The organism is Methanoregula sp. (assembly GCF_028712425.1).
Taxonomy (GTDB): Archaea; Halobacteriota; Methanomicrobia; order Methanomicrobiales; family Methanospirillaceae; genus Methanoregula.
The window spans coordinates 1-17,419 of sequence record NZ_JAQTQD010000013.1; the positions used below are offsets into that span (position 1 = coordinate 1).

The window sequence follows — 17,419 nt, forward strand, 5'->3', positions numbered from 1 at the left end:
CCGAACTCACCGTACATCTCGGTGATGGCCTGGGTCTCCATACCGCCACCCAGCAGGGTGTCCAGTTCCGGGACGCGGAACGAGAGTTTCCTCACGTCCTTTCGCTGCTCGAAGATATCCTTGCCGGTCTTGAACCCGCCAACATCTGCAGCTTCGCGGGCAGCCTTGATGATCTTCTTTGCCGTGGACTCCGAGATCTCCGAGACCTCGGAGAGCTCTGCCGGCGATGCCGTGGCAATGCTCTCGACCGAGAGGTAACCGGCTTCCCGGAGTTTATCCGCAGTGCTCGGGCCGACGCCCGGTAAATCTTCAATCTCGAGTGGTCCTTCAGCCATTTCTTATAACACTCCTATGGCACAACAAGATGTAAAAGATTAGCACATAAACCCCCCAGCGTGCGCAGGGTGAAAGTGCCGTTCATTCGTCCAGGGCGTTTTTCAGGGTCGCTATGTGCGCTGTAACCGTCTCGGGCGTGATCGCCACCGGCACGATCTCTTCCGGGAGGATACGGCTGCCGCGAACGGTGCCGGTGACCTGCAGCTCCGTCCCGGCCGGGAAGTCCGCATCGATAAGGTACCGCTCGCTGCCATTGTCGATGAAAGTGCACCCCGGGCCCGGGATGATGGTCCCGGAGAAAACAATGGGCCGGGCCCGTTCATTTGGGACCCTCACAACGCTCCCGCGTCCTGCCGCAAGCTCGATGTTCCCGAACCGGCCGGGTTTCGCGGTGGCATGGAAGACCTCGATTTTGTCCCCGGTGGCCAGCGGGACGAGCGCATGGTCGCCCCAGAGCACCACGTTCAGGTTGTCGCTCCCATCCGTAATGACGATGTTCTTCACCCAGGACGGGGCACCGTTCCGCGTGGTGAATGACCGTGGCTGCTGCACCTGCTTCACCTCGCCCGTAACGGAATAGATCCCCTGGTCGCCCACCGAACCCGGAGGCGTGAACGGGACAGATATCTCCAGGTCCGCGGGTACGACGGTGCTCTTCTCGTCAAGGCTGTAACTTCGCCCCTCGTCGCGCTGGTTTGGTTTTGCGCCGGTGATGTGGAGGCAGGACCCCGGAGACACTGCAAGGAGGAGTTCCGGTGCCCATGCAACAAGCCGTGCAGTCCCCGCGGCATCCGCGACAAGAGCCTCCACCATCTCCCCGGTCGATCCATCGCGGCGGGTATAGCTGCGGGGCTCCCCGCGGAATACCAGGAGAACGTCGAGATCGACCGGCTCGTTCGAGAGGCTGCCATTCCCGTTTTTTCCCTGCGGGATGTTGATCTCGATACTGACTTTCCGTAACGCCAGTGCATAGATCTCGCGGGTATTCTTCCCGGGGTGGCGGCCGATGACCTCTAAGACCTCTCCGGCAGTCACGTCCAGTGCGGCCCCTGCCTTCTCGTCCCAGAGGACAACGCGGGTGGTCCCGGTCTCGTCGCCAAGGAGGAGCGTTGCGACCCAGCCTTTCTCGCCATCGGCACGGTCGAACTCTTTTGGCTCGGTCTTGTCAACAACTTTCCCGAAAAAAGAAAAAAGGCTGGACTTTGCACTGAGCCCCTTGATCTTCACGTGCTCCCGGCCCAGCTCGCCGACCACCATCATCGCGGCGGTCGGCTCGTCCACGAGGTCGCCGCACTCGTCGATCTTCTTCTCTACGCGCTGTTCGAACTCCTCTTTTGTGATGAGGTCGTCGACCAGTGCATAATGGAAGAGCACAGGGCAGGTCCTCCACTACTCGTTAAAGGGATGGCTGCTTGTGATCGTGAGGAGGCGGTGGAGGTTCACAGCTGCATCTTCCGCATGCGTTCGATTGCTTCCCGGATCCGTGCCACCTCGCGGGTGATGGCAAACCTGACATAGCCCTCCCCGCTTGCACCGAAGCCAACGCCCGGTGTTGCAACGATCCCCGCCTCGGTCAGGAGCCGGCCGGAGAATTCCATGCAGTCCTTTACCGGCAGCCAGACATAGAAGGTCGCCTTCGGGACCGGAACATCGAAGCCAAGGTCTTTCAATCCCTTGCAGAGCACGTCCCGCCGCTCCTGGTAGATAGAGCAGGCCTGCTTCACGCAGTCCTGCGGGCCGGAGAGTGCGGTGATGGCGGCGTGCTGCACGGCATCGAAGACACCGGAGTCCACGTTTGTCTTGACCCGCCCGAGGCCCGCGATGACATCGGCGTTACCAACCGCCATGCCGATCCGCCAGCCGGTCATGTTGTAGGTTTTCGAGAGCGAGTGCATCTCGATACCGACTTCCATGGCCCCGGGGGTTTCGAGGAACGATGGGGCCTTGTAGCCATCAAAGGAGACCTCGGAGTACGCATTGTCCGAGACCACAACAATACCATTGTCGCGGGCAAAGTCCACGACTTCCTTGTAGAACCCTGCCGGGGCAATGGCACCGGTGGGATTGTTCGGGTAGTTGATATACAGGATCTTTGCGGCTTTTGCCACGTTCTTCGGGATGTCGGAGAGGACGGGAAGGAACGAATTCTCCCGCAGGAGCGGCATGTCGTGCACCTTTCCCTCGGCAAAGAGGGTACCGGTCCGGTACACCGGGTAGCCGGGGCTCGGGGCGAGCACGTAGTCGCCGGGGTTGACGAACGCTTCGCCAATGTGGGCGATGCCGTCCTTGGAGCCCATCAGGGCAACGACTTCTTTGTCAGCGTCGAGCGTGACACCGAACCGCTTTTTATACCAGCCGGCAACGGCGTTCCGGTAAGCCGGCATGCCGGCATAGTCCGGGTAGTGGTGGTTCTTTGAGTCCTTTGCTGCCGCAATGAGGGAATCTACGATATGGGGCGGCGTTGCAAGGTCCGGGTCGCCGACACCGAGGTCGATGAGATCGACACCTTTCTTCCGTTGTTCGGCTTTCATCGCGTCGATCCGTGCAAAAAGGTACGGCGGGAGATTGCTCATGCGTGATGCGTACATAGGTACCCACTATTTTGGCGCTGGACGCTATAGAATGTAACTCCCTTCAGGGAACGGGTCTTTCACCGGCCGCCAGTACCGGGAAACATGCTTATCTGCCAGCAGGAATAAGATCAGCGGCATGGAACGAGAGCATCAGGCACAACAGGGAGCGGAGATCTGCGTGATCTGGTCAACGGTGCCACCCTCACGGTCGGAGGACCTGGCACAACGCCTCCTGGAAAAAAACCTGGTCGCCTGTGTCAGCATTCTTCCGGTCCGGTCGCTCTACCGCTGGAAGGGGGAGGCATGCGATGACCGGGAGCACCTGCTGATCATGAAGACCCGCCGGGAGCTTGCGGATGCGGTCATCCGGACCTTAAAAGGCATGCACCCCTATGAAGTCCCGGAGATCATTGTCCTGCCCGTCACGGCCGGCCACCTCCCCTACCTTGCCTGGGTGAAGGGGGAGACACGCGAACCATGATCCATATCCATCACGCCATCCAGGTCACTGGCGGCGTTCCCCGGGAAACCGACGATGCCATCGTCATCGAGGACCGGTTCGAGCTCCTGCTCAATGACCGGCCGGTGGCCACCATGGTTGCGAGCCGCGACCAGCTGCGGGAACTGGGCGCAGGCTACGTGATCAGCGAGGGACTGGTCCGGTGCGTGGATACGGTAATCCTTGACGGGGACAGGATCCTGGTCTGTTCCGGTACCGGTTGCGAAATGAACGGGAAGAAGCAGGAGACGGGATCCTCCGGCGGGCAGAGTTTCCTCTCTCCCTCGAAAAAGGTGGCGGGATCGCCGGATCTCCGCATCACTCCGGAAGAGGTGATTGCCGTCACCCGGGAGATAGAGACCGAACTCTGGAGAAAGACCGGGGGTGTCCACTGCTCGGTCCTCTTCTCCGGTGGCAGGCTCCTTGCAAAAAGCAGCGATGTTGGCCGGCACAATACGGTGGACAAGCTGGTGGGCCATGCGGCCTTGAACGGCATCGATCTCTCCCGGTGCGTGATCGGCTGCACCGGGCGGCAGCCGGCAGGCATGGTCCGGAAATCCGCCAATGCCGGTATTCCCATCATCATCTCGCGGGCTGCCTCGACTGACAAGGGGATCGCGGAAGCGGAAGCAGCGGGGATCACCCTCATCGGGTTCTCGCGGGGCGACCGGTTCACGATCTACACACACCCTTCGCGGGTAGTACTCCCCGAAAACGGCACGACCGGGTTGTAAACCTCCATGCGCAGAATTATCTGATAGAGATGAGTAATGTGAGTACCAGGAGTCAGGGACGGGAAGAACGTGGCAGGTGAACCGATGGCAGATCCGGTGGCGGGGGCAAAAACGGCCCTCCTCGTGCTCGGGTGTCCGCAGGTGCCGGTACAGACAAGTATTGCGCTCTATCTCATGAACCGGCTGAAGAAAGCAGGGATCACGCCGGTCGTTGCCGGGAACAAGGCGGCAAACACCCTGCTTGTGGTTGCAGACCAGGAACGCCACTATCTTGGCGAAGTGCTCGATCTGGACCGGGCAGTAGGCCTCATCACGGACAAGAAGCGCACGTTCGACCTCTGTTTCGTCTTCATCCACAACGATGCCGGCGTCAGCTATGCGGCGACCATGGGCGCGATCACGAACGCCAGGCTGTACGCGCTGGTGTATGGCGAGCATTACGAGGAGCAGGAAAAGAAGATCGACTTTCCCTGCACGGTGGTTGCGGCAAAGGCCGTGCACAATCCCCTGCCCCTGAAGAAGGCGATTGACGAGGTGGCGCCATGGGCTGCGTAGAGTCGATGAACTACGAGATCGTCCTCCGGGATGCTACGTTTAAGGAGTCGCGGGACTATATCCGGGGCCATTTCAGGGAATCGATTGATGTCCAGCCTGGCTTCAAGGTCTTTGACGTCCATGTCATCGGCCTCCCCCCGATCGCTATCGGGCTTGACGGCGATTTTGTCATCTTCCCGTACACAAAGCCCTGCCACGGCACATTTCTCCTCCGGGTCGAGGACAAGGCAGAGGCTGCCCGGCTCCGGGCACTGAAAAAGTAACGGCCTGACTCACTCCTGTTTTCTTTTGCTCTCTGTTTTGCGGGAACCTCTGCCTGCGAACCTGTACGTCGCACGTGCCTGAAGACCGGGAACTGAAAAATACAGAACCAAGTGATATCCTCTATCCCTATATAGCAGGTTGATCAATAAGGAACTATACGGGGTGATCATGGCCGGCAAGGGAAAGATCCTGCTGATGGACGACGAGCAGATTATTCTTGACGTGACAAACGAAGTCCTCGGGTTCCTTGGCTATGAAGTCATGTTTGCGCAGGACGGGGAGGCAGCAGTCGCGCTGTACAAACGCGAGAAGGAAGCCGGTGTCCCGTTCGATGTGGTCATCCTCGATCTCTCCGTCCCGGAAGGGATGGGTGGCAGGGAGGCGATGGAAAAACTGCGGGAATACGATCCTGCGGTGAAGGCCATCGTCTCCAGCGGGTATGGCAATGATCCTGCGGTCACCGCATATACCGATTATGGCTTCTCCGCAAAGCTCACCAAGCCCTATAAGATCACGGACCTGAAGGCAACACTTGAGGAGATACTGAAAAAATAAGGGAATACTGGCACCGGCCCGTCAGCTGCCGGCTTTTTTCCTGATTTTGTCTATTGCTGTGGCTACTGCCCGGCGGACATATTCGTCCTTGTCGTCGAGGAGGGCATGGAGCGCTTCGAGCGCACGGGCATCGCCGATATTCCCGAGTGCATCGGCGGCACCCCAGCGCACGTACCAGTCGCCGCTCTTCAGGCACTGGATGAGAGTATCGACCGGTGCCTCGCTCCCGAGCTTCCCGAGCGCCCAGGTTGCCGGGACCTGCACAAACGAGTCCGGTTCCTTGAGCGCCTTGGAGAGGCAGACCGCGGCCCGCTTGTCGCCGATCTTCCCGAGGGCGTCGGCAGCGCTCCAGCGCACGTACCAGTCCATGTCGTTCACCGACTGGATCAGCGGCTCCACGGCCCGCTTGTCGCCAATCTCCCCGAGCGCCCAGACGGCCCGCACCCGCACCCACCAGAGCGGGTCCTTCAGGGCAAGGATCAGCGGCTCCACGGCCGGCTCCCCGATCTGCGCGAGGACGTAAGCGCTCCGCCACTGGGTGTCGCTGTCCTCGTCATGCAGGGCAGCGATCATGTGAGAGATCGCCACCTCTCCCATGCCGGCAAGGACCCGGGTTGCATGCCACCGGACATCGTGGTCTTCCTCGGACAATGCCCGGAGGAGCTGGGGGATCGCCCGTTCGCCGATATGGCCCAGGGCAAGGCCGGCCAGCCAACGGATGTCATGGTCGTTCTCCCGCAGGGCGCGGACCAGGGGCTTGATTGCCGGTTCCCCGATATCCCCGAGGGCAAGGGCAGCCCTCCACCGGATCCCGAGGTTCGGGTGCCGGATGGCCTTGATGAGCCCGTCCATGTCCATACCGCTTGTCGTGTGGATGGAGTAGGCCTTCCTGTCGGTGCCTGTATGCTGCATTTCCAGTCTGTTCACCCCTGTTCTGATGATTGGTTTGAGGATATTTGAATATGCCGAATGAACGGGATCCGGGGGAATCCGGGGCAGAATTACAGGAAATACAAACGGGTTCCGGGTTTTTTCAGGCACGCCGCCTGCACTCATGCCAACGTATATACGCACCATGGCAGCACCGTATCATACGGGGATACCATGCCAGAAGAACGGGAAGTGTCGGTCCTTGTCGGCGGGAGAGCAGGGGATGGGATCAACAATGCCGGTGCACTCGTTGCCCGGCTGCTCAGCCGGCTCGGGTACCGGATTTACCTGTATTTCGACTACCCCTCGCTCATCCGCGGGGGACATAACTTTGCCGTGGTCCGTGCCGCCAGTCGCGACGTGGGGACCTGCCGGGAGAAAGTCGATTTTGTCCTTGCCTTGAACCAGGAGACGCTGACACGGCACCGGGGGATGTTCCATGAGGGTACGGCGGTTCTCTTCAACGCGGACGTGGTGAAGTCAGAAGGCCAGGGCATCCCGGTCAGACAAATCCTTGCCGCAGAGCAGGCACCGGAGATCATGGGAAACTCTGTCATGATCGGTGGTTTTGCCAAAGCTGCCGGTATCCCCTGGGACCTTGTCGAAGACGTGTTCAGGGCAGTGCTCCCGAAGGGGACGGACCTGAACCTGAAGGTTGCCAGGAGGGCATACGACCAGCTTGCCGTTGCCCGGGCAATCCCGGAACGCGGGGACCCGCCCCTTCCCCTGCTGACCGGAAACGAGGCGATCGGCCTCGGGCTCATCCGGGGCGGGCTGGACGCGTATATCTCCTACCCGATGACGCCCTCCTCAAGCCTGCTGCACTTCCTTGCCGGCGAGAAGGAGAAGTTCGGGATCACCGTGGTCCACCCGGAGAACGAGATCGCCGTTGTCCTCATGGCGCTCGGGTTTGCCTATGCCGGGAAACGTGCTGCGGTCGGCACTTCCGGGGGAGGATTCTGCCTGATGACCGAAGGGCTCTCCCTTGCCGGGATGGCCGAGCTGCCGCTTGTTTTCGTGGTCTCCCAGCGGACGGGGCCTTCTACGGGCCTTCCCACGTACACGGGGCAGTCCGAGCTCGCGTTCGTACTGCATGCCGGGCAGGGGGAGTTCCCCCGGCTGATCGTTGCCCCCGGCGATGCCGGGGAAGCGCTCGCCTGGTCCGCCATTGCGCAGGAGATCTCCTGGCAGTTCCAGGTCCCGGTGTTCGTCCTCCCTGACAAGACCTTGTCGGAAGGGACTTACAGCATTGACACTGCTGCACTCCCCTCGCGGGAAGACGGACTCGCGGTTCCAGGCCGGGCCGCATCCGCATCACTCCCGTACCGCCGTTATGCCGATACACCCGATGGCGTCTCGCCGCCTGCATTCCCCGGCACCCCGGGGGCGGTCGTGAAGGTGAACAGCTATGCCCACGACGAATCCGGGTATACAACGGAAGAAGGCGACATGGTCTCGCTGATGACAGAAAAACGGCTCCGGAAGCAGGAGGCTCTCGCCCGGGCAATGAACACCTTCCCGCAGGTCAATGTCCTTGGAAAGCCCGATGCACCGGTGGCCCTCCTCTGCTGGGGCTCGACAAAGGGTGTCTGTGCTGAGGTGGGAGAGACCCTCGGGCTCCGGGTGGTCCAACCGGTTGTCCTCGAACCATTCCCGGTGACCCAGCTGCGGGTAGCGCTCTCGGGTGCGACAACACTCATCTGCGTGGAGGAGAACGCCACCGGCCAGCTGGCAGCGATCGCGTCTGAATACGGCATCATTGTTGACAAAGAGATCCTCCGGTATGACGGGCGCCCGTTCACGTACGAGAGCCTGCTGGAAAAAGTTCGGGAGGTAGTTTCATGACCGGTCGGGACCTGATCACGGGTGTCCAGAACACCTGGTGCCCCGGGTGCGGGAACTTCACCATCCAGCATACGCTCAAGGCGCTTCTTGCCGAACGCGAGAAGGAAGGCCGGTCGCTGGACAATGTCGTCCTTGTCTCCGGCATCGGCTGCCATGCCAAGATCGCCGATTACCTCAACATCAACAGTTTCTACTCCCTCCACGGCAGGACGATCCCGGTGGCGACCGGGATCAAGCTGGCCAACCCCGACCTGACGGTGATCTGCTGCTGTGGCGACGGGGACTGTTATGCCGAGGGGCTGGACCACCTGATCTTTGCCGCGAAACGGAACATCGACATCACGGTGCTGGTCCACGACAACCGGGTGTACGGCCTTACCACGGGCCAGTACACGCCCACGTCCCCGCTGGGATATAAGGGGAAGTCAACGCCGTCGGGCACCGCGGAACTCCCGCTCAACCCCGTCGAGCTGATGCTTGCGAGTGGCGCAACGTTTGTCGCACGCGGTTACACGAAGAAGATGGACCAGCTCAAAACTCTCATCCGAGAGGGGATTGCCCACAAGGGATTTTCGTTCATTGACGTGCTCCAGATCTGTGCAACCTTCTTCCCTGTTGCCGATTACTATACCTCCCGGGTGTATGAACCGGCCGCCCATGATCCCGCGGATTTTGCAAAGGCCTGCCTGCTTGCCCGGGAATGGGATTACAACTCCGATGCCCGGATCGCGCTCGGAGTCCTGTACCGGAAGGAGATGCCCGGATTTGTCGAACGGGTGGCAGTGCCCATAAAGACGGCTCCCGAGAGAGAACAGGCCGTCCAGGCTATCATTGCAGCACGGATTTAACCCGGGCGGTTCCATGGATACAAAAAAGCGCCCCGGCACAATAAACCCGGGGGATCGCGAGGGCGGGATAAGAGTGGAAGAAGGGGAGCATTCTTGAAGTACCGGGAAACGGGCCGGAAGACCGGACCAGCGCGACAATCCGCGGGCCCGCGGGACCGGATGCAGACAGCCACCGGCCGCCTGATCCTCCTCCCTCTCATCCTTTCCGGTGCATGGATCCTGGAGATATTTTTCCTGCAGGGATGGCCCCGGGTCTTCCTGCACCCGGAACCCTTCGGGCTGCTCTTCTATACCCTGATGACCTGTATCTTTATCGGGATCCTTGTCCCCGTGCTACTCATGCGACAGGCATTCCTCCGGGGGGATGCCAACATGCACCAGCTCGGGTTCCGGTCCGTGCGGCGCACCCTCCTGATGGCCGGTCTTACAGTACTGATCGTCTGGGTGGCGGTCGTCCTCCAGAATCCCGCTGGCACCGATCGCATCGCGTTTCTTTCCCTGTTTCTCCTCCTGCTGCCAACCGGTATTGCCTCTGCCATGGTCTGCTGCGTCCTTGCCGGAACACACGTGCAGGCGTTTGTCCGCGAACGGGGGGCGCTCGTGGCCATCCTTGCCGGGACGGCCGTATCGGCGCTGCTCTTTGCCCTTTCCCTGCCCGCCCACTTCCCGGATGCTGAGATCCCGGTATCCTTCCTCCGCTTCCTCTCGGCAGGCGCCCTCTTTGCCCTCTTCTTCTTTGCTGTGCGGGATGTCTGGGCGGTCTCGGTTGCTGTCACGGGGATCCTTGTCTGGCTCACGGCCGGGTGGCTGGACCCTGCACAGGTCTTTTTGCAGTATCCCGCGGTCTTTGCTGCAGCCCTCATAAGTGCAGGAACCCTTGCTGCACTCCAGTGGCACCTGTCCCGGCATTACGTGACCATTGCTGTGCCGGCCGACCGGTCTTTGTAAAAATATCACTGATGAAGGAAGACTCGTCCCGTACATTATTGAGTATCATCGGCATCGTCTCATCCGTTAAGATGGCTTCCGGCTTTGCACCTGATGTCAGGTCAACAATAGACTGTATGTGTGAAGCAGTATTTACCGGTTAAAATTCCAGCCTGACTGAGATAATATTTGCATATTCTTCTGTTATCCGTTTCATGATCGGATAGGATTCCTTGAGATCGTAAATTACCATGCGGATTGTGTCGATGTTGGCTCTTCCAATCCCGTGAATATACAAAAAATGCAGTCCGTAGCGTTTGTTGCGCCGGATCTTCTCTTCAATCTCACGTCTCACTTAATCAGATGACATCCCGGTTGATACAAAGACAGTGAGTGTTCCCTCTTCGACAATGAGATTATAGGTCGTGAGAATATCCCCTTCAGAATACCCCGATCGCTCTTTCTCTTCAAAGATTGTTTTGATCAGGGTCTCGAAATACCCAGCGCTGCAGAGGTCGCTGATATTCCTTCCACACTTAGAATATCTCCAGATGATCTGCCTTTTCAATTCAGAGATTTCATCTTTTCCCGCCCCATCTGCAAATCGCTTTTTCAGATAGAGAGATGCGCGTAATGCGGTATAATCATCAGGAGGTATCTTACCCTTGAAAAATGCGAGAATCTCTTGTTCATCATGTGTCCGTTCCTTGGATTCAATATCTTCAATACGGCTCTTCGATTTATCCTCAAGCAGGAGTGCCCCGTCTTCGACAGCCTGGGGGATCAAGGGCCGGATAATGTCTTTTTCAGATGTTGTAAGCTTATTCAGGTTTATCCCAAGAGTCTGCCCGCCGTTAAGGCTGGTGAATTTTTCAGAGGTATTGTCGCTGTTTATCTTAATATTGATAAAAGTGAAGGAATTTCCCTCGATCTTAACGAGATGTTTCAGCTTATCCAGAATTGCCATCAGGGACATTTTCAGCCGATAATGTCGATGAGTTCGATAAGTGATGGCAAGTCGGATTTGATATAGATTTCAGATCCTTTTCGGATTCCCGCGAATTCTTCAAGGGTGATATCTTCCCCATCCGGAGTGATGACACGCTGTGCCGGATTGTCTGCTTCAATAAGGTAACCGTCGCTGTCGATTGTTTTGCCAAAGAAGGACAGGATCTCCTGCTTCGATGCAGCATCGAAGGTGATGACGCCCTCCTGCAATAATGATGACATAATACTCGTATCCCGTATATCGTTCGATACCCGATAAAGGTTTTCTCTTGACAACCTGCTGATTATTACAACGATTTTTGGTTGTGCGTTATCAATATGGGGATTGATTTATTATTTATCTTGTGTTTGATTGCATCAGGTTTTGAGCTCAATAGCTTTAAAACCCAAACCTTGTTTTGCACCGAATGTCTGAAATCTGAATCTAACCTCTGAAAAATATCGACTTTTGCACAAAGCCATAACCACCACAATCCTTAACAGTATAGATCGGGTATCCGGTACTGATGACGGGATCGCTCATCACCCCGGAAGTCTTTGCCTTTGTCATTGTACCTGTCCTGATCTTCCTTGCCCGTGTCTGCGACATGAGCCTTGACACGATCCGGGTCATCTTCGTCTCGAAAGGGATCCGCTATCTCCCGGCAATCGTCGGCTTTTTCGAGGTGATCATCTGGCTCGTGGCCATCGGGCAGGTGATGAACAACCTCACCAATGTTGTCTGTTACCTTGCGTACGGTGCTGGATTTGCCACCGGCACCATCATCGGCATGGCCATCGAGGAGCGCCTCTCGCTCGGCCTTGCCATCGTCAGGATCATCACGGATGAAGACCCGGCCGGGCTTATCCAAATCCTGCGTTCGCACGATTACGGGGTGACGGTCCTCGACGGGGAGGGCGGCAAGGGACAAGTCAAGGTCATCTTCACCATCATCAAGCGGCAGGACCTGCAGCATGTTGTTGCCATCATCAAGGATTTCAACCCCGATGCCTTCTACTCGGTCGAGGATGTCAAATCGGTGGCAGAAGGAGTATTTCCTTCCCACAATTCCCATGCCCTCCTCCGGTGGGCAGACCTTTTGAGCCTGCGCCCGAAGGGGAAATGAGGGAGTATCCCCCTTCACTCCCGCAACCAATACCTTCTTTTTGTTCCAGGGCGACGATGACACAAGGAGTGTATATGCCGATCCAGCAGATCCATGTGGAAAATTTCAAGAGTTTCTCCGAGCTCGACATCAACCTTGCACGGTTCAATGTCGTGATCGGGTCAAATGCGGCGGGGAAGTCCAACTTCATCAGCATCTTCCGGTTCCTGCGGGACATTGCCACCGCGGGAGTCGTGAACGCGATTGCGATGCAGGGCGGTGCGGACTATCTCCGGAACGCGAAGATCGGCATATCACGCGACCTCGTAATCCGCGTCCGGTACGTTCCCGAGAGCATGCTTGAGTACGTAGAGAACACGGGAGAGGGCCCGGCACTGCTGGGGATGCGGGCCTGCGAGTCCTGCTACGAGTTTGCGCTGCGGTTCACCGGCCACCAGGACGAATTTTCCATTGTAAAGGACCGGCTCGAGATCGGGTGCGATGTCTCGGCCTGCCGGCATAACGGGGCAGAGGTTGTCGAGGATCGCCTCATCGGGAAGGGGAAGATTGCAATCGAGAGCGAGAACGGAAAAATCCACTACTCGGTCACCATACCGCCGGGCTGCCCGCTTCGGGAGGAGGAGATTATCCCCCTCTTCTTCCGGAACAAGCAGCTGCCGGAGAAGACGCTCCTGTTAGAAACCATCTACGGATTTCCCCTCCCCCACCTTGAAAAATTCTTTGACCGGATCGCGGTATACGACATTGACCCGAAACTCCCGAAGAAAGGAGCGGTCATCACCGGGAAGCGCGAACTGGACCCCGACGGGGGAAACCTCGCCCTCGTGCTCAAGCGGATCATCGATGACCCCGAGAAGAAGCGGAAGTTCTCAAACCTCCTCCGGGACACCCTGCCATTCGTGGAGGAGTTTTCGGTCCAGAAGTTCATGGACGTCTCCCTCATCCTCACCCTCCGCGAACGCTATGCAAAGGAGCGGGACCTGCCGGCCTCCTCGCTCTCCGACGGGACGATCATTATCTTTGCCCTGATCATCGCGCTCTATTTCGAGGACAAGCCGTTTATCATCATCGAGGAACCGGTCAGCCACATCCACCCGTTCCTGGTCGGGCGCCTGATCGCCATGATGAAGGAGGCCTCCAAAAAGAAGCAGATCCTCCTCACCACCCACAGTACCGAGGTGGTCCGGCACACCGGGCTTGACAACATCCTCCTCATCTCCCGGGACAGCGAGGGCTTCTCGATAGTTTCCCGGCCGGCAGACAAGGAGGAAGTGCGGACGTTCCTCGAGAACGAGATCGGCATCGAGGAACTCTATATCCAGAACCTGCTGGGAATCTGAATGAAGAAGCGCCTGTTCATCATGGTGGAGGGTGAGGACGATGTCCGGTTCTTCGGCCGGCTCATCAAACCCCTGATCGCCCCCCGCTATGATTCCATCGAGATCATCCCCTATGCCTGCATCAAGCGCGAGAAGGTGAACCGGTTCTTAAAGAGCGTTATCCTGATGAAGAACGACTACATCTTTGTCGCGGACATCGACAACGAACGGTCGGTGAGGGATAAGAAACAGATCCTGTACTACCGGTTCAGCGAGATCGACGGGGGAAAAATTGTGGTCGTGATCCGCGAGATCGAGAGCTGGTACTATGCAGGGATCGCAGGCTCACTGGCAACTGAACTGGGCATCACGGATACCGGGACTACAGACGACCTGACCAAGGAGGACTTCAATGCACGGATCCCGAGAAAATTCGATTCCCGGATCGATTTCATGTTCGAGATCCTCAAATCGTTCTCCCTTGAAACGGCAGCAAAGAAGAACGCGTCGTTCCGGTTTTTCACGGAGCGGTACCAGGTGTACGAGAACCCCGTCTGATTCCGCCATCCCCCTGTTTTTCGGATGGCACGATGGCAGTATCGAAACCATTTTTTAGCGCATGGCGCCATTCTGTAATACCTGCATTGAGGTATTTTTATGGAAAGGTTCGTTTGTACGATTTGCGGTCATGTCTATGACCCGGAGAGAGGGGAGATTCGCCTGGATCTTGCCCCTGGAAAGGATTTTGCCGACTTCCCCGGCGACTACCTGTGCCCCGTCTGTTTTGCCGGGAAGAGCAAGTTCGTGAAGGCAGGATGATACCATGGTCTCACGAGAGATTGTTAAGGATGTATTCTGGGTCGGTGCCCTGGATTTCGACCGGCGGCTCTTTGACGAGCTGATCCCCCTGCCTGATGGGACGAGCTACAATTCGTACCTTATCCGGGGGAGCGAAAAGACCGCCCTGATTGACACGGTCGACCCGGCAAAAGAGGAGGAGCTCATTGTCAACCTCATCAAGCTCGGGATCGAGCAGATCGATTACATCATCATCAACCATGCCGAGCAGGACCATGCCGGCTCCCTCCCCATGGTACTGGAAATGTACCCAAGGGCAAAAGTCGTGACCAACGAGAAGTGCCGCGACCTTCTTGTTGCCCTCCTCCAGATCCAAAAAGAGTCCGTCATGGTGATAAAGGACGGGGAGACCCTCTCCCTCGGGAATAAGACCGTAAAGTTCCTCCTTACTCCCTGGACCCACTGGCCCGAGACACAGCTCACGTTCCTTGTCGAGGACCGGATCCTCTTCCCCTGCGACCTCTTCGGATTCCACCAGGCAACGAGCGAACTGTACATCACCAATGAGGCCGAGGCATACCGGTCAGCAAAACGGTATTATGCCGAGATCATGATGCCGTTCCGGAACAGCATCAAGGGGTACATCCCGAAGATCCGGGACCTGGACCCGGTCATGATCGCGCCGAGCCACGGCCCGATCAACAAAAACCCGAAGTTCATGCTCGATGCATACGAGGACTGGGTCTCGGACAGCGTGAAGAACGTGGTCGTCCTCCCCTATGTCTCCATGCACGGGAGCACGCAGATCCTGGTCAACCACCTGGTCGGCGCCCTTATCCAGCGGGGCGTTGAGGTCAGACCGTTCAACCTCACGAAAACGGATATCGGGGAACTGGCATATGCCCTCGTGGACGCGGCAACGGTCGTGATCGGGACGCCGACCGTCCTCTTCGGGCCGCACCCCCAGGTTGTCTATGCCACCTACCTTGCCAATGCCTTAAAATCCAAGATGCGGTTTGCATCAGTGATCGGCTCCTATGGCTGGGGCGGGAAAGCAACGGAGACGATCGTGAAGATGCTGGACCATGTCAAGGTCGAGGTGATCGAGCCGGTTGTCATCAAGGGGCTCCCGGACGAGGCTGCCGTTGTTGCCATCAACCGCCTTGCCGATGACATTGCAAAGAAACATACAGAGATCGGTATATTATAACCTGAAGGAATGATCCATGACGAAGATGCCGGAAGTGTACAAGTGCGGTGTCTGCGGGAATATCACGATGGTCGTAAGCCCTTCGGGAGGCACCCTGCTCTGCTGCGGCCAGCCGATGAACCTCCAGGGCGAGAAGAAAGACGATGCAGGGAAGGAGAAGCATGTCCCGGTCATCGGGAAGACCGCAAACGGGATCCGCGTGAAACTCGGAGAAATCCCTCACCCCATGGAGGAGAAGCATTTCATCCAGTGGATCGAGGTGATCTCGGGAGGAGACCTGTATGTCCACGGGCTGAGGCCCGGCCAGGCGCCGGAAGCAGAGTTCCCCGTGAAGGCCGACCATGTAAAGGTCAGGGCATTCTGCAATCTCCACGGCCTCTGGACAACCAGCCACTAATCTCCTTTTTTTCCTTTCACGTTAATTCAAATAGATCCCGGCAGTAACCCATAAGTGATGCGCCGGCTCGAACACCTCTCCACGACCCTTGCCGATCTTGGAGATATCTTCACGTTCATTGCCCCGGTGACGTGTCTTCCCCTCCTTGTCTGCATTATCTTCTCCGAGTGGGAGATGTTGTTGCCCATGGCCACTGTCCCGGCCGTATTTCTTGTTGCCGGTCTCTTCTTCCGGCAGCTCCCCCGCAGTGCCAAGGGCAGCAGGCTCTCGATGGCGATGTGCTCGGTCGCCCTCTTCTGGTTTGCCTGCGCCGTTGTCAGCGGGATACCGTTCATGCTGGGCCTGCACATGAGTTTCACTGACGCAGTTTTCGAGGGGATGGCCGGGTGGACGGGTACGGCCTTCTCGATGATCCGGTCCGTTGATACCGCCCCGTACACCCTCCTCTTCTGGCGATCCTACATGCAGTGGATCGGGGGGATCGGGATCATCGCGTTCACCGTGGCGCTGGCCAGCAGCACGGGACTGTTCCGGTCGCGGATCTTCCGGGACGAGAGCCGGGACGAATCACTGATGCCCGCCGTTGCAGCAGCCGGCCGGTCCCTCTGGAAGATCTATGCCGTACTCACGTTCTGTGCCATCGGCCTGATCCTTTTTACCGGCCTTTCGCTCTGGGAGTCGGTGAACCTTGCCCTCTCGGCGATCTCCACCGGCGGGTTCACCCTGCATGCAGGAGGTATCCTGTTCTATGACAGCGTGGTTCTCCAGCTCCTCCTCATCCCGATCATGATCGCGGGTGCCCTTCCCTTCAAGCTCTATTTCCTGATCCTGGAGCACCGGCGCCTGAGCCTGTTTGGCGACGAGCAGGTCAGGATCTTCTTCCTCCTCCTCCTTGCCGGGACGGCGGTTCTGGTCTATGACCTGGTGCTCTTCTCCGATACCGGTCTGCCTGCTGCAGTCCTCCAGGGCCTGTTCATGGCAGCATCGGCACTGACGACAACCGGGTTCCAGACCGTGAATCTCCAGACCTGGGCCGGCGTGACGATCCTCTTCCTTGCCATGCTGACCTTTATCGGGGGAGCAGCCGGTAGCACGGCCGGCGGGATCAAGCTGGACAGGATAGCCTTTGGCGTGCGGGCGCTGTTGTGGTGGTTCCGCCGGTTCTTTGTCAGCGGCAAGGTCCTTGTCCCGTTCCGGGTAGAAGGGAGGGTCATCCCGCGGGACACTGCCGAGCTGGAGACAGCAAAGAACATGCTTGTCATCCTCCTCTCCGTCATCATTATCTTTGTCGCCTCCCTTGCCGTCCTCCAGTACCATCTCACCACGTTCTCCTTAACGGAGATCGTCTTCCAGGTGGTCTCGGCCTTCTCCACCTGTGGTATCAACACCGGGTACATCATGCCCGATATGCCGGTCATCTCGAAATGGATCTTCATCCTCGTGATGTGGATAGGGAGGCTTGAGGTCATCCCGGTCATCATCCTCTTCCTTTCCCTGGTCCGCGGCCCGGAATAA

21 protein-coding genes and 1 pseudogene are annotated in these 17,419 nt (G+C 58.1%); 16 read left to right on the top strand and 6 right to left on the bottom strand.

What is annotated here, in order from left to right; translation table 11 throughout:
- The 3 genes from PHF39_RS08250 to PHF39_RS08260 form a co-directional block, all read right to left on the bottom strand.
- Positions 1–335: helix-hairpin-helix domain-containing protein (locus tag PHF39_RS08250; protein ID WP_300222844.1), on the bottom strand; the 335-nt coding region annotated here is incomplete at its 3' end.
- Positions 336–417: 82 nt separating this feature from the next.
- Positions 418–1,710, bottom strand: coding sequence for a nucleic acid-binding protein (locus PHF39_RS08255; RefSeq protein ID WP_300222847.1), 1,293 nt, complete (start codon positions 1,708–1,710; stop codon positions 418–420).
- 65 nt (positions 1,711–1,775) lie between these two features.
- Complete coding sequence (locus PHF39_RS08260) at positions 1,776–2,924, bottom strand: LL-diaminopimelate aminotransferase (protein ID WP_300222852.1); 1,149 nt, start codon at positions 2,922–2,924, stop codon at positions 1,776–1,778.
- A gap of 121 nt (positions 2,925–3,045) precedes the next feature.
- Here PHF39_RS08260 and cutA point away from each other — a divergent pair, with 121 nt between their 5' ends.
- The 5 genes from cutA (at position 3,046) to PHF39_RS08285 (ending at position 5,516) form a co-directional block, all read left to right on the top strand.
- On the top strand, positions 3,046–3,390 hold the full coding sequence (gene cutA / locus PHF39_RS08265; RefSeq protein WP_300222855.1) for a divalent-cation tolerance protein CutA: 345 nt from the start codon (positions 3,046–3,048) through the stop codon (positions 3,388–3,390).
- Positions 3,387–4,142: a formate dehydrogenase accessory sulfurtransferase FdhD gene (gene fdhD, locus PHF39_RS08270; protein WP_300222858.1), complete on the top strand. Its 756-nt coding sequence runs from the start codon at positions 3,387–3,389 to the stop codon at positions 4,140–4,142. The genes cutA and fdhD overlap by 4 nt, the downstream gene beginning before the upstream one ends.
- 84 nt (positions 4,143–4,226) lie before the next feature.
- Entirely contained in the window at positions 4,227–4,697 is a 471-nt protein-coding gene (locus PHF39_RS08275) for a DUF1890 domain-containing protein (RefSeq protein WP_300222861.1), read from the top strand.
- Positions 4,685–4,960 carry a DUF1894 domain-containing protein gene (locus tag PHF39_RS08280; RefSeq protein WP_300222864.1) on the top strand — a complete coding sequence of 92 codons (276 nt, stop codon included), beginning with the start codon at positions 4,685–4,687 and terminating at the stop codon, positions 4,958–4,960. Before PHF39_RS08275 ends, PHF39_RS08280 begins: the two co-directional genes overlap by 13 nt.
- 169 nt (positions 4,961–5,129) lie before the next feature.
- A complete protein-coding gene (locus PHF39_RS08285; protein WP_300222867.1) occupies positions 5,130–5,516 on the top strand; it encodes a response regulator in 387 nt (128 codons plus the stop codon).
- A 21-nt stretch (positions 5,517–5,537) separates the two neighbouring features.
- On the opposite strand, the gene PHF39_RS08290 is transcribed toward PHF39_RS08285, so the two are convergent.
- Positions 5,538–6,428 (bottom strand): HEAT repeat domain-containing protein, encoded by an 891-nt coding sequence (locus PHF39_RS08290; RefSeq protein ID WP_300222871.1) that lies wholly within the window; start codon positions 6,426–6,428, stop codon positions 5,538–5,540.
- A 192-nt stretch (positions 6,429–6,620) separates the two neighbouring features.
- On the opposite strand from PHF39_RS08290, the gene PHF39_RS08295 reads away from it, so the two are divergent.
- The 3 genes from PHF39_RS08295 (at position 6,621) to PHF39_RS08305 (ending at position 10,087) form a co-directional block, all read left to right on the top strand.
- Positions 6,621–8,291, top strand: a complete 1,671-nt coding sequence (locus PHF39_RS08295; RefSeq protein WP_300222874.1) for a 2-oxoacid:acceptor oxidoreductase subunit alpha — start codon at positions 6,621–6,623, stop codon at positions 8,289–8,291.
- Positions 8,288–9,139: a thiamine pyrophosphate-dependent enzyme gene (locus tag PHF39_RS08300; protein ID WP_300222876.1), complete on the top strand. Its 852-nt coding sequence runs from the start codon at positions 8,288–8,290 to the stop codon at positions 9,137–9,139. The genes PHF39_RS08295 and PHF39_RS08300 overlap by 4 nt, the downstream gene beginning before the upstream one ends.
- A 93-nt stretch (positions 9,140–9,232) precedes the next feature.
- Positions 9,233–10,087, top strand: a complete 855-nt coding sequence (locus tag PHF39_RS08305; protein WP_300222879.1) for a hypothetical protein — start codon at positions 9,233–9,235, stop codon at positions 10,085–10,087.
- Positions 10,088–10,421: 334 nt separating this feature from the next.
- Here the strand turns inward: PHF39_RS08305 and PHF39_RS08310 are convergent, their stop codons facing one another.
- Positions 10,422–11,033: a hypothetical protein gene (locus PHF39_RS08310; RefSeq protein WP_300222882.1), complete on the bottom strand. Its 612-nt coding sequence runs from the start codon at positions 11,031–11,033 to the stop codon at positions 10,422–10,424.
- An 11-nt stretch (positions 11,034–11,044) separates the two neighbouring features.
- Positions 11,045–11,296, bottom strand: coding sequence for a hypothetical protein (locus tag PHF39_RS08315; RefSeq protein WP_300222885.1), 252 nt, complete (start codon positions 11,294–11,296; stop codon positions 11,045–11,047).
- 284 nt (positions 11,297–11,580) lie between these two features.
- On the opposite strand from PHF39_RS08315, the gene PHF39_RS08320 reads away from it, so the two are divergent.
- The 8 genes and pseudogenes from PHF39_RS08320 to PHF39_RS08350 all read left to right on the top strand — a co-directional run bounded on the left by PHF39_RS08320 (position 11,581) and on the right by PHF39_RS08350 (position 17,419).
- Positions 11,581–12,180: a DUF2179 domain-containing protein gene (locus PHF39_RS08320; protein ID WP_300222888.1), complete on the top strand. Its 600-nt coding sequence runs from the start codon at positions 11,581–11,583 to the stop codon at positions 12,178–12,180.
- Between the two features lie 74 nt (positions 12,181–12,254).
- Positions 12,255–12,464, top strand: a pseudogene (locus tag PHF39_RS13950) (AAA family ATPase); the annotation flags it as partial.
- 132 nt (positions 12,465–12,596) lie between these two features.
- Entirely contained in the window at positions 12,597–13,520 is a 924-nt protein-coding gene (locus PHF39_RS08325) for an AAA family ATPase (protein ID WP_366144213.1), read from the top strand.
- Positions 13,521–14,057 (top strand): hypothetical protein, encoded by a 537-nt coding sequence (locus tag PHF39_RS08330; RefSeq protein WP_300222894.1) that lies wholly within the window; start codon positions 13,521–13,523, stop codon positions 14,055–14,057.
- 99 nt (positions 14,058–14,156) lie between these two features.
- The gene (locus tag PHF39_RS08335; protein WP_300222897.1) at positions 14,157–14,318 is read left to right on the top strand and encodes a rubredoxin; all 162 of its coding nucleotides are present in this window, start codon (positions 14,157–14,159) and stop codon (positions 14,316–14,318) included.
- 4 nt (positions 14,319–14,322) lie between these two features.
- Positions 14,323–15,507, top strand: coding sequence for an FprA family A-type flavoprotein (locus tag PHF39_RS08340; RefSeq protein WP_300222900.1), 1,185 nt, complete (start codon positions 14,323–14,325; stop codon positions 15,505–15,507).
- Between the two features lie 16 nt (positions 15,508–15,523).
- Positions 15,524–15,904, top strand: a complete 381-nt coding sequence (locus PHF39_RS08345) for a desulfoferrodoxin (RefSeq protein WP_300222903.1) — start codon at positions 15,524–15,526, stop codon at positions 15,902–15,904.
- Between the two features lie 57 nt (positions 15,905–15,961).
- Positions 15,962–17,419, top strand: a complete 1,458-nt coding sequence (locus PHF39_RS08350) for a potassium transporter TrkG (RefSeq protein WP_300222906.1) — start codon at positions 15,962–15,964, stop codon at positions 17,417–17,419.